Consider the following 12206-nt stretch of genomic DNA (forward strand, 5'->3'; position numbering starts at 1 on the left):
AAGAGAGAAAGGAAGGGAAAGATGAAGTTATTTCATACAGCGGATTGGCATTTAGGAAAACTTGTTCACGGTGTATATATGACCGAAGATCAACAAATTGTTTTAGAGCAGTTCGTTCAAGCTGTGGAAGAAGAAAAACCAGATGCCGTAATTATTGCAGGTGATTTATACGACCGAGCAATTCCTCCGACAGAAGCAGTAGACTTATTAAATGATGTATTACAAAAAATAGTGATTGATTTACAAACGCCAGTAATTGCAGTAGCAGGGAATCATGATAGTCCAGATCGTATCCATTTTGGCAGTAGTTTAATGAAGAAACAAGGATTGCATATTGTGGGACAATTCCGATTCCCTTATGAACCAGTTGTTTTAAAGGATGCGTATGGAGAGGTACATTTTCATTTAGTTCCGTATGCTGATCCAAGTATTGTAAGACACGTTATGAAAAATGAAGATATTCGTTCACATGATGATGCGATGCGTATTTTTATGAATGAACTTTCGGAAACAATGGATCAAGAAGCAAGACACGTATTTGTAGGACATGCATTTGTTACTTCTTCAGGTGAAGCAGAAGACAACACGAGTGATGCAGAGCGGCCGCTTTCTATTGGTGGTGCTGAATACGTAAATAGCCACTATTTTGACAAGTTTCATTACACGGCGCTTGGTCATTTACATCAAGCGCATTTTGTCCGTAATGAAACAATTCGCTATTCAGGTTCACCCCTTGCATATTCCATTTCTGAAGAGCGTCATAAGAAAGGATATTACATTGTTGAATTAGATGAAACAGGACAAACAACAATAGAGAAACGCTTATTTACCCCTCGTCGCCAAATGCGAACAGTAGAAGCGAAAATAGATGATTTATTAAAACATCCGACCAGCGAAGATTATGTTTTCGTTAAACTATTAGATGAAAATCCTGTATTGCAACCGATGGAGAAAATTCGTTCTGTATATCCAAATGCAATGCATGTTGAACGTTCTATACAAAGGCGGGAACTTACAGAATCAAATGAAATGACCGTATCTAGACATAAAACAGATGATTTATCTCTTTTAAAAGCCTTTTATAAAGAAATGAAGGGCTCAAATTTATCAGAAGAGAAAGAGCGTCTTTTCTTAGAAGTATTACAAACAGTGCAGGAACGGGAAGGTGAACGAGGATGAGACCACTTCAGCTTATTATGACAGCGTTTGGTCCATATAAACAGCGAGAAGTTATCGATTTTAGTGATCTTGGTGATCATCGTATTTTTGCCATTTCAGGAAATACGGGTGCGGGAAAAACGACGATATTTGATGCGATTTGTTATGTGTTATATGGAGAAGCGAGCGGAGAAGAACGCAGTGATACAAGTATGCTTCGCAGCCAATTTGCTGATGACAATGTATATACGAGTGTAGAATTAACCTTTCAATTGAAAGGTAAACGATATGAAATTAAAAGGCAGCTTGGTCATAAAAAACAAGGGAATAAAACAATTACTGGGCATGCTGTTGAATTATTTGAAGTAATAGATGATGAGAAGGCTCCATGTGTAGACCGTTTTCATGTAACAGACGTGAACAAAAAGGTCGAGGAGCTAATCGGACTAAGCAAACATCAATTTAGTCAAATTGTCATGCTTCCGCAAGGGGAGTTCCGAAAACTATTAACATCTGAAACGGAAAATAAAGAAGAGATATTACGCCGTATTTTTAAGACAGATCGTTATAAATTAATGCGTGAACTATTAGATCAAAAGCGGAAACAGTGGAAGGACATTTTGCAAGAAAAACAAAAAGAAAGAGAACTATACTTCCGAAATGTTTTTAAGTTACCAGTTCGAGACGGTTCGGTATTAGAGACACTAGTGCAGCAAGAACATGTCAATACGCACCAAGTAGTTGAAGCGCTTGAACAAGAAACAAGTTGTTATGAAGCGGAAGTTGAACAATTACAAATGCAACAAGTAGCACAAACGCAACAATTAAAAGTTGTAGAAGATCGTTTTCATGCAGCGAAATCTGTTAACGAAAAATTAAAAGATTTACAGATGAAACAAGAACAACAAACAAACTTACAAGAAAATCGTGCGCAAATAGAAATAGAGGAGCAACGATTTAAACGTGCAGAACAAGCAAAACGATTATTACCATTTGAACAATGGTATGAAGAAGCGATGCAAACCGAACAAAATACGGAACGATTGCTGAAACAAATATCTGTAAAGAAAGAACAAACAGTTAAGGCGTTTGAACTGGCTCATGCAAAATATGAAGAGTTAAAAGGAAAGGAATCTGCACGTGAAGAAGGTAAGAAGAACGTACAAAGATTGGAAGAATTACAGCCAATCATTGCTTCATTAGCAGAGAAAAAATCAAAATTACAAAAGGCAGAACTTCAGAGTGAGAAATTGAAAGCTGGTCTTTATAAGTTTGAGAAGCAACTAGAAGAGCAAAATTCTCAAAAACAGCAAATAGCTGGAGAACTGCAACAGTTAGAAGTAGCACTTGAGCAGTATGTAGAAAAAGTGGAAGAACTAACAAATATGCGAGAAGATGCAAAAGTCTTAAAGCAAGCATATGACGTTTGGCAAGAAAAACAAAAATATGAACAAGAAAAAGATACTGCCTATCAAAGGCTGGAATTAGCAGTTAAAGCCTATGAAGATATGGAAAGTCGCTGGTTAAACGAACAAGCTGGGGTATTAGCACTTCATCTTTATGAAGGAGAATCTTGCCCAGTATGTGGTAGCACGGCTCACCCAAAGAAAGCTACAGAGCAAGGAGATTCCATTGATGAAAAACAGTTAAATGAGCTGCGAGAAAATAAGAATGCTGCCGAAAAATTGCACATTCAATTAGAAGAAAAATGGAATTTCTATCGCCTACAATATGAACAAGTGATAGAAGAAGTCGCGAAGCGTGGATATCGCTCAGAAGAATTAGTTGAAACCTATCGTGCATTGGTGCAACAAGGAAAACAACTAGCAGCTGATGTAAACTCATTAAAAGAAAGTGAAGAAAAGCGCAAACAACTAGCACAAAGTCTGAAAAAGTTTGAAGAAAAATTAGAAGAATTACAGAAACAAAAGCGTGAAGTTGAAGTGATGCAGCACGGTACTGAGATGGAGTGTATGCAACTTCGTACGTTCTATGAACATGATCAGCAGAAAATTCCTGAGTACTTACAAACATTAGAAGCGTGGAAGCAGCAATTTGATCAAGCTGCAAGCACACTCCGTTTTATGGAAGAGGAATGGAAAAAAGTTCAAGAAGCGTATCAACATTGGCAAAATGAAAATATACGTGTGCAAGCTGAGCATGATGGGGTTGTAAAACAAGTGAACAGTGCAAAAGAGAAGAGAGAAGAGACTTTTGTACGATTTACGAAAGAGCTTGAAAAAGGTGAATTTATCGATCAACAAGGTTATAAAGCAGCGAAATTAACAGATGTAGAAATGAAACATCTGCAAGATCGAATTCAAAAATACTATTCATCACTTGAAGTATTAGCAAAACAAATTGAAGAATTAGCAAATGAATTAGAGGGAAAAGAATGGGTGGATATTACAGTTCTAGAAGAGCAAATGAAGGAACTAGAAATTCAGCTCGATATTACAAAAGAAAAACGCCAACGTACTCAAAGTGCAGTTGCATATATTTCTGATCTATATGAAAACATTAAACGAATCGACGAACAAATTCATGAAGAGGAAAAAGCTTTTCAAGAGCTTGTTGATTTATATGAGGTTATGAAAGGGGATAATGAAAGCCGTATTTCTTTTGAACGTTACATTTTAATTGAGTATCTAGAACAAATTGTTCAAATTGCTAACGAAAGACTTCGTAAACTATCAAATGGACAATTCTATTTAAAACGGAGTGAACGAGTTGAAAAAAGAAATCGTCAAAGTGGACTAGGATTAGATGTATACGATGCATACACTGGCCAAACACGTGACGTAAAAACATTGTCTGGTGGAGAGAAATTTAACGCATCACTTTGTCTAGCACTTGGTATGGCAGATGTCATTCAATCTTATGAAGGCGGCATTTCTATTGAAACAATGTTCATCGATGAAGGGTTTGGCTCACTAGATGAAGAGTCATTAACAAAAGCAGTCGATGCATTGATTGATTTACAAAAATCAGGACGATTTATCGGTGTTATTTCGCACGTACAAGAGTTGAAGAATGCAATGCCGGCAGTACTTGAAGTAACAAAACAGAAGGATGGTTGTAGTCAGACTAGGTTTGTGGTGAAGTAATACCTTGAACCCTTCTAATTTACCCAGCATTTTTAACGTTATTTTAGTCCCAAGTCACACTAGCGGTCACACTTTTCGAATACTTCGTCGAGCTTTTCAGCTACAGAACGTTGCATATCAGGAAGTACGTGACTGTACGTATTTAATGTCGTACCTATATCAGCGTGACCTAGTCGTTCTGAAATTAATTTTACATTAACGTTTTGTTGTATCAACAACGTAGCGTGAGTATGTCGTAAATCATGAAGTCGTATTCTAGGTAGCTCAAGTTTTTCAGTTACATTGTAGAACAATCTCCGTATGCTACGAGAATCTAACGGTTTCCCATATTTCGAAGTAAGTACTAAGTCTAAGTCGGTGTATTTATCACCGGCTTTTTCTTTTTCATATTCGACGAAATTACGGTGAGTTTTTTATCCTAACTCTGTTAAACTCTTATTAAACTTTTCTATAATATTTTGATATTCTTCTTTTTCAAACTCATCATCACATGTATGTTTACTAATTTCTAATTGGGTATACGGTAAAAGTGATTCTAAACAATTTCTTTTATCATTAATTGCTTCTGGCGCTAACTCTGATAATATTTCTAGTAACTGACCATCATAAATAACGCCAGCTGATGGGTCTTCTCTTATAAAAATACAAGCTTGTTCTATAGCTAATTTTAATAAAATATTTTGTCTTAACATTGTGTAAACATCATCTAATGATAATTCTTGAATCGTTTTATTTAAAAGCTTTTTATACCAGTTATCAAATTTTGAATTGACTTCAAAAGAAGCCTCTATATTATATATTTCTTTTAACAATGACTTTTTAACATCCACTATTCGATACCTCCATATGGTTTGAATAATTCTTCAATTTTATTTTTGTTTGCTTTCTTCAATCCTTGCTTTAATCTCTCCCTTGTATCAGGTGATAAGCTAGGATTTTTTAATGAATTTTCAAGAGCTCTTTGAATCTTTTTCAGTCTTATATGAATCAGTTATTTCTTGAAAATGATTCCAATAGCCACCACTTGGTTTAGGAACAGGATTTCCTTGTAAATCTCTCAAAGTGCCACTGAAATCCATTTTAGTTAAATGGTCATTAACAATATTATCCAAAGTTTTTAGATTTTTCTTTTGTGCTCTAGTTAAACTAGAAGCTGCATCATCAACTGTATTGCCTCCCGTACCTTCTCCATTATCTGCCCTCCAAAGAAAGTCTTTTATCGAAGGTCTTCCTGAGCCCGCACATTCAAAAACAAACTCATTATGATTACGATTAAATAAAGACGCATCGTATTCAAAGCCTTTTGTATAGCGGTTTCCGTATACGATGCATACACTGGCCAAACACGTGACGTAAAAACATTGTCTGGTTTAACGCATCACTTTGTCTAGCATTTGGTATGGCAGATGTCATCCAATCTTATGAAGGTGGTATTTCTATTGAAACAATGTTCATCGATGAAGGGTCTGGCTCACTAGATGAAGAGTCATTAACAAAAGCAGGCGATGCATTGATTGATTTATAAAAATCAGGACGATTTATCGGTGTTATTTCGTACGTACAAGTATGGAGGAATCTTTATAGACTAGAAATAAAAATAGAGTATAAAAGATTCATTTCAAATTAGGGATGTTTAGTGTTTAGGTTTTTTGAGGAGAAATTTACCGATTAAAAGATAATAATAGACCAGCCTATTAAAGGACTGGTCTATTATTGTTTCATTTTACAGCTTCCTTTAATTCTTTCCCTGCTTTAAATGCCGGTACTTTTCCAGCTGCGATTTGGATTTCTTCACCCGTTTGAGGATTGCGACCTGTACGTGCAGCTCTCTCGCGTACCTCAAATGTTCCAAAACCAATAAGTTGTACTTTGTCACCAGTTTGTAAAGCATTCGTAATTGTATCAAATACAGATTGAACAGCTACTGAAGCTTCCTTTTGTGAAATATCGGCAGTTTGAGCTACATTTTTAATTAATTCAGTTTTGTTCATTTTTTCACCCCATATTATTTTTTGTCTAGGTCTATTTCGATGATGAGTAAAAGAATGTAGAAAGGTTTGTGAAAAGTAAAAGTTGCTTGGATTACACTGTTATCTTAATTTCGGTGAAAGAGGCAGAATCCCTGCAAGATATGAGTGAATTTATATTAATTGTTCCTTAAAATAGGCGAATTCATATAGATTATAATAAATCAGATATATAAAATAGAAGAGAGGGGGAATTCAATTATGATTATTCGTACAAAGTTAGACGAAATCATATTAATTCGGCAGCATGAACATGGATTTTTGGCGGGAGAATTTGCAAGAAATTTTAGAAAAGATGCATTTGAAGATAAGACATATTTAAAAGAGTGTATTAATGCGATTTATGAACATGATAGAGGGTGGATCGGCTTAGATAAAACACCATTTTGGAATGATGCTAAAAATACACCTTATACGTTTATGGATTGTCCGAGTTCGCTAAGGTTTGTTTTTTATACATTAGGGCTAAATGAGATTGAAAATACAAATCCGTACGGTGCTATACTATGTAGTAAGCATTTTATATCATTCCCTCTTAACCAAGACGATCAGGAAATGATAGAGTTTTATAAACAGGAATTGGATCGTCAAAAGAAATTTTTGAAAACGCTAACAAAAAAACAACATGCTATGTTTGATAAGCATTATAAACTTTTGAAGTTTTGTGATGAGTTATCTTTATATGCTTGTATGAATGAACCTGGTGTAACGAAAAAAGAAGAAATTGATTTATTTAAAGAAGGATTTGAAGGCACTGAAATTTTTAACACTATTACAAATAAACCGTTAACAGCTGAATGGATAGATAAAAAAAAGATTCGAATTACGCCGTTTCCTTTTGAATCAGAATTTAAGGCACATGTAAGATATAAATCTATACAAAAAAATATAATAAAGGAAATTGGTATTGTTAAAGCGGATAAAGAAGCAAAACCTAAGAAACTAGAATTATATTTTGTGAGATAAGCATGTAGTTATATAAAAATAAGGAAAAGAGGGGAAAGAAATGTACAATGAATGCAGTAGCGAGCATTTTATGGTTGAGAAATTAGAAGATGGTATTTACGCGGCAATCGCAAAAGAAGGAGGAGGTTCCTTAGCAAATGCTGGTTTTATTGATATGGGGGATCAAGCTATTATTTTTGATACATTTAATACACAACAAGCTGCAGCGGATTTAAAAAAGATAGCAGAAGAAATAACTGGCCAACCTATATCATGGGTTATTAATAGTCATTGGCACGGAGACCATATTCGTGGGAATCAGGTTTTTGAAAATTGTACTATCATATCTAGTCATACAACATACGAGCAAATGGCAAAAATTCATCCTTCCAGAATTGATAAACAGAAACAAGACATAGAAGGTTTACATATATATTTACAATCCCTACAAGATCAATTCACTCAAACAAATGATGTAGGCTTACGAAAACAGATTTCATTCTTAAATCAGTTAGCCATTTCATTACCTACACTACAACTTGTATTACCCCAATGTTCTTTCCAAAATGAATTTACTATACACGGTTCGAAAAGAACTGCAAAATTGATTACGTTAGGCGGAGGGCATTCCGTTTGTGATACGATTCTTTACTTACCTAAAGAAAAAATTTGTTTTATGGGAGATTTATTATTTGTGAAGTCACATCCTACCTTTTTTGAAGAATCTAATCTTCAAGAATGGAAGCGTATGTTAAAATTGGTTGAGGAATTTGAAATTAATAAGGTAGTACCAGGACATGGCCCTGTGGGTGTAAAACCAGACTTGAGAAAAGTAATAGAGTATATTGAAGAATTAACGTTATTAGTCAGCGAGAATACAAATATTGATGAGGTCAAATGTCCGAGTGCTTATATAAATTGGTATGCGCCTGAGGTTTTTACATCAAACTTAAAGTATTTGAAAAAATTAATGACATCACCAATTATGTGAAAAATAGTACTGTATAAGAAATTATATAAGAGTGATATAAGTAAAGGGTACTCCATTTTTATATGGGGTACCCTTTGTTTCTAAGTTTTATTAACTTACAATTTTTTCATTTGATGCTTTGAGCTTTTCGGCTTGTAAAAATCGATTTGTTTCTGCTACCACAACACCACTTAATCCAATTAGGCCAACTAAGTTTGGAATAGCCATAAGTCCATTTGCAATATCAGCGAATGTCCACACGATTCCGAGTTTTAAGTTGGCACCAATTGCAATCATTACAATGAAGATGACTTTATAGTATTGTACAGCACCTTGTCCGAATAAATAGGCTACACATTTTTCACCATAATAAGACCATCCTAAAATAGTGGAGTAGGCGAATAAAATGATTGCAATACCAAGAATCATGCTACCAGCATTGCCAAATACAGATTGGAAAGCAAGTGTTGTCGCTTCAACACCAGTTTTTCCGGATTTCCAGGCACCCGTTGTAATTAATACTAAACCAGTAATTGTGCAAACAATAAATGTATCAAGAAAAGTTCCTGTCATTGACACAAGCGCTTGTTTAGCAGGTGAATCTGTTTTTGCAGCAGCTGCAGCAATTGGCGCACTTCCTAAACCTGCTTCATTGGCAAACACTCCGCGTGCCATCCCGATTTGAATAGCGGAAGCAACCGTAGCCCCGATAAAACCACCAGCAGCTGCAGTGCCTTGAAATGCACCAGAAAAAATAAGTGAAAATGCTTCTGGAACTTGATCAAAGTGATAAAAAACGATTATAAGACCTGAAATGACATAAAAGAAAGCTTTAAGTGGAACGAAAAATCCAGTGACTTTCCCGATTTTTTTCACGCCACCTAAAATAACAATCGCAATTAAGAAAGCCATTAATATACCAGTTAAAGCAGGAGGGAATGAAAAGTTTATTCTCATAGCTTCTGCAACAGAATTCGATTGGACCATATTTCCGATTCCAAAAGAAGCGGTTGTTCCGAAAATAGCAAATAAAATAGCTAGCCATTTTTTCCCTAACCCACGTTCTAAGTAATACATCGGACCGCCGGAATATTCACCGTTTTCATTATTTACACGATATTTTACCGCGAGGATCGCTTCTGCATATTTCGTGGCCATACCGAACAATGCAGTAATCCACATCCAAAATATTGCCCCAGGTCCACCAATTGTAACAGCAGTTGCGACCCCAGCTATATTTCCCATTCCGATGGTAGCGGCCATCGCTGTCATGAGCGCTTGGAAATGACTAATATCTCCGGAAGAAGATGTATCTTCTGATTTTCGAAATGCTAGTTTGTGAGCGTATAATAGTTTGCTAAACTGTAACCCTTTTAGACGCACTGTGAGAATGATTCCAGTTCCGACTAGGAGGAATAAGGTCGGTAATCCCCATACGTAGTGATTGATTTGTTCTAATACTTTACTTACTGTCTCCATCTTTATTCTCCTTTTAGAAAAAATAAAAAACCACTTCACATAAATGAAATGGTCTCTGGAGAAACAAGGAATAGAAAAATAAACCGATGCAAATCGGCGTTTTCTTTCTCTTGTCTCTGTCCTTTTACCTGAGAGATTATCCGCTAATACAAGCGGATTTGCTCCTTCGGTGCTCTGTTTCCTCCGCACTATATGATAGGCGAGAGGGAGTCTCTCCAGAGATTCGTCCCCATGCAGTTCTACTTGTAACCAAGACCTGAGAGTTTCAAAGCTGAGTCATCAACTTTTTGCCCCGTCGGTAGATCAATTGATCTTCTCCTGAATGGTTCATCCGAATTATGTGATTAGAAGCTTAAACATATTGATATGAAATGATTTTTACATAATCAATAAACAACATTATAGGTTCCGTATAAATGAATTGCAATCATTTTTTATTGGAAAATAATTTTAAACAAAAATTTTATTTCTCAAAATGGAAGGGAATGGTGTAGTTAATTTATTTTTTTGTTATCCCTAATTTACCTTCTACTTCAGCTAATGTAGATAAAGCTATGACAATATTTTGATCAGCAAGACCTAAAGATTGCGTAGCATTTTCTAGACTATCTTTTAAAGGTTTCTCATTGTTTAAGCCTTGCGTAACAGATAATGCAGCATTTTCCATACAATTTGAAGCTGCTGTAAACGCAGTTTTAAAATGCTCTATTTTCTGCTTTATTGCAGGATCTTTTATTTTCTCTTCAGCTTTAAAGATCTCCGTTTTTTTAGAGATCTCGTTGAACTGGTTTGCTATACTATTCATTTTATCTAGTAAATCAGTTGTATTTATGTTACCTGGATTTGAATTTAGTTCAGTCCATGTCGGTAACCAATCTTGCTCCACGATATTATCATAGTTTGTAGTAAGTAAATCAATTGGGGATTTTAATTCTTGTTGATAGATTTTTTTATCGACAGGTTCTTTAACAGTTTGAATTTTTTTCTCCTTTGTGTAGTTCAAAAAAATAATGACCCCAATGCTGGCAATTATCAGTGTGCTAAAAAGACAAAGGCACCATTTTTTATAGAACGATTTTTTCATTTGGTATTTCCTCCTAATATGAAAAACATAAGCTGTATTAATCTATAATAACAAGTTACATAGGTAGAAGTTGTTGTATTTTGTCGAAAAAAGGAAGGGACTGGAGAAATAAATAATAATGGGATTATACAGTAAGAATAAAATATTAAATGATATTACTTTTAATAACATATAAGGATGAGGTTTTCGATGGAGAAAAAGAGATGGGAAATATACTCTAATATAATTATGGTATTAGTTTTAGAGGGCTATTGGCGCTAATATTCATGACGAAAGAATCAAAGATTGAAGATTTTCCAGTTCCTATGTCAGCTATTCATATTGAAGATGACAATCAAGCAGATTATCAATATATAAGTCTAATGCCTATTTCAAACGCGAAGGGGTGGGAGAACCTTGGAGAAGATGGGCATACTGTAGTATTTCAAAAAGGAGATAGGAAAGGTTGAATTAGTTACTGAGAATGTGAGTTTCATTATCAATATACTCCTTTTATTGAGTTATTTAGTAAATATATTATAAGCATACCATGGTAAGGTTCCTTTTTGTTTTTATTCCGAATCTTTTGTTTTATAATTAATTTGTATATAACACTTTATATAGAAATGAGCTGATTGATTGTCAATTATTAAGAAAATAGGTCGTTTTTGTCCCGTAGATGACAAAGGATACATTATAAATGATTCACATATCAATAATATTCAACCAGTTTTTCTGGAGGTAATACAAGAAGTAAAGAATGCGTGTTTTCAATTGTTACAGGATGATTTGCATAGCATTTACATTAGAGGGTCTGTTCCAAGAGGGATTGGAATAGAGGGGATTGCAGATATAGACACAATTATATTCGTTCGAAAAGATCCGAGAACAATAGACTTGGAATGGAGTGAAAATATAGAGCAACAATTGCTTCGAAAATTTGGTTGTATATCTGGGGTGGAATTAAGTTTTTATGAAGTAGAAGAAGTGTTACATTCCAGTCGTTTTTCATTTATAAGTTTTATGATTCAAACACATGGAGTATGTATATTCGGTGAAGATATAAGATCACAGCTACCTAAATATAAAGTAAGTCAAGAATTAGCTCATGAACACCTGAAATATTTACAGATACAAATTGAACAAGCGCGTGAAGAGCTAATTCATAATAAAGGTAGGGAGGATATAATAGATTGTTGCCGCTGGATTATGAAAATCATAGTTAGAGCAGGATTAGCATTAACAATTGATAAAGAAGGACTTTATTCTAGAGACCTTTATCCAGCGTATGAGTTGTTTAATAAGCATTTTCCAGAACAAGAACAAAATATGAGGAAAGCGCTACAATATGCAGTTAATCCTATAGACGACATAATGGAAATTACAGCATATTTAGATAACTTTGGGAGCTGGATGATAAAAGAAGCGAATTATTATTTAAATAATAGTGAATGAAA

The 12206-nt window shown here is 34.7% G+C and carries 10 protein-coding genes, 3 pseudogenes and 1 riboswitch; of the genes and pseudogenes, 7 read left to right on the top strand and 6 right to left on the bottom strand.

Annotation, left to right across the window (positions count from 1 at the left end):
• The first annotated feature begins 21 nt into the window (after positions 1–21).
• Positions 22–1179 (top strand): exonuclease SbcCD subunit D, encoded by a 1158-nt coding sequence (locus BLV40_RS09340; protein WP_026590784.1) that lies wholly within the window; start codon positions 22–24, stop codon positions 1177–1179.
• Positions 1176–4265 (top strand): AAA family ATPase, encoded by a 3090-nt coding sequence (locus tag BLV40_RS09345; protein ID WP_090689238.1) that lies wholly within the window; start codon positions 1176–1178, stop codon positions 4263–4265. The genes BLV40_RS09340 and BLV40_RS09345 overlap by 4 nt, the downstream gene beginning before the upstream one ends.
• Before the next feature lie 59 nt (positions 4266–4324).
• On the opposite strand, the pseudogene BLV40_RS09350 reads toward BLV40_RS09345, so the two are convergent.
• The 3 genes and pseudogenes from BLV40_RS09350 to BLV40_RS29740 form a co-directional block, all read right to left on the bottom strand.
• Positions 4325–4636, bottom strand: a pseudogene (locus BLV40_RS09350) (tyrosine-type recombinase/integrase); the annotation flags it as partial.
• A gap of 42 nt (positions 4637–4678) precedes the next feature.
• The gene (locus BLV40_RS09355) at positions 4679–5095 is read right to left on the bottom strand and encodes a contact-dependent growth inhibition system immunity protein (RefSeq protein ID WP_090689241.1); all 417 of its coding nucleotides are present in this window, start codon (positions 5093–5095) and stop codon (positions 4679–4681) included.
• Positions 5096–5215: 120 nt separating this feature from the next.
• Complete coding sequence (locus tag BLV40_RS29740) at positions 5216–5608, bottom strand: polymorphic toxin type 28 domain-containing protein (protein ID WP_211482112.1); 393 nt, start codon at positions 5606–5608, stop codon at positions 5216–5218.
• Between BLV40_RS29740 and BLV40_RS27945 the strand changes: the two are divergent.
• Positions 5573–5787, top strand: a pseudogene (locus BLV40_RS27945) (hypothetical protein); the annotation flags it as partial. The gene BLV40_RS29740 and the pseudogene BLV40_RS27945 sit on opposite strands and share 36 nt — an antisense overlap.
• Before the next feature lie 196 nt (positions 5788–5983).
• Here BLV40_RS27945 and BLV40_RS09365 read toward each other — a convergent pair.
• A complete protein-coding gene (locus BLV40_RS09365) occupies positions 5984–6256 on the bottom strand; it encodes an HU family DNA-binding protein (protein ID WP_026590786.1) in 273 nt (90 codons plus the stop codon).
• A gap of 237 nt (positions 6257–6493) precedes the next feature.
• Between BLV40_RS09365 and BLV40_RS09370 the strand changes: the two genes are divergently transcribed.
• Both BLV40_RS09370 and BLV40_RS09375 read left to right on the top strand, forming a co-directional pair.
• Complete coding sequence (locus BLV40_RS09370; RefSeq protein WP_090689244.1) at positions 6494–7258, top strand: DUF3891 family protein; 765 nt, start codon at positions 6494–6496, stop codon at positions 7256–7258.
• A gap of 40 nt (positions 7259–7298) precedes the next feature.
• Positions 7299–8228, top strand: a complete 930-nt coding sequence (locus tag BLV40_RS09375; protein ID WP_090689247.1) for an MBL fold metallo-hydrolase — start codon at positions 7299–7301, stop codon at positions 8226–8228.
• Between the two features lie 90 nt (positions 8229–8318).
• Here the strand turns inward: BLV40_RS09375 and BLV40_RS09380 are convergent, their stop codons facing one another.
• Positions 8319–9686 (bottom strand): alanine/glycine:cation symporter family protein, encoded by a 1368-nt coding sequence (locus BLV40_RS09380; RefSeq protein WP_090689249.1) that lies wholly within the window; start codon positions 9684–9686, stop codon positions 8319–8321.
• A gap of 106 nt (positions 9687–9792) precedes the next feature.
• A riboswitch (glycine riboswitch) is annotated at positions 9793–9915 on the bottom strand.
• Positions 9916–10185: 270 nt separating this feature from the next.
• Positions 10186–10770, bottom strand: coding sequence for a hypothetical protein (locus tag BLV40_RS09385; RefSeq protein ID WP_090689250.1), 585 nt, complete (start codon positions 10768–10770; stop codon positions 10186–10188).
• Between the two features lie 189 nt (positions 10771–10959).
• Between BLV40_RS09385 and BLV40_RS09390 the strand changes: the two are divergent.
• A pseudogene (locus BLV40_RS09390) lies at positions 10960–11219 on the top strand (hypothetical protein).
• Positions 11220–11388: 169 nt separating this feature from the next.
• Positions 11389–12204, top strand: a complete 816-nt coding sequence (locus BLV40_RS09395; protein WP_090689253.1) for a nucleotidyltransferase family protein — start codon at positions 11389–11391, stop codon at positions 12202–12204.
• Positions 12205–12206: the final 2 nt, after the last annotated feature.

Origin of the sequence: Bacillus sp. 166amftsu, assembly GCF_900107445.1 — a bacterium.
GTDB classification, from domain to species: domain Bacteria; phylum Bacillota; class Bacilli; order Bacillales; family Bacillaceae_G; genus Bacillus_A; species Bacillus_A arachidis.

Coding starts and splice junctions, on each gene's coding strand:
- BLV40_RS09340 (WP_026590784.1), top strand. CDS start 22: ATGAAGTTATTTCATACAGCGGATTGGCATTTAGGAAAACTTGTTCAC.
- BLV40_RS09345 (WP_090689238.1), top strand. CDS start 1,176: ATGAGACCACTTCAGCTTATTATGACAGCGTTTGGTCCATATAAACAG.
- BLV40_RS09365 (WP_026590786.1), bottom strand. CDS start 6,256: ATGAACAAAACTGAATTAATTAAAAATGTAGCTCAAACTGCCGATATT.
- BLV40_RS09370 (WP_090689244.1), top strand. CDS start 6,494: ATGATTATTCGTACAAAGTTAGACGAAATCATATTAATTCGGCAGCAT.
- BLV40_RS09375 (WP_090689247.1), top strand. CDS start 7,299: ATGTACAATGAATGCAGTAGCGAGCATTTTATGGTTGAGAAATTAGAA.
- BLV40_RS09380 (WP_090689249.1), bottom strand. CDS start 9,686: ATGGAGACAGTAAGTAAAGTATTAGAACAAATCAATCACTACGTATGG.
- BLV40_RS09385 (WP_090689250.1), bottom strand. CDS start 10,770: ATGAAAAAATCGTTCTATAAAAAATGGTGCCTTTGTCTTTTTAGCACA.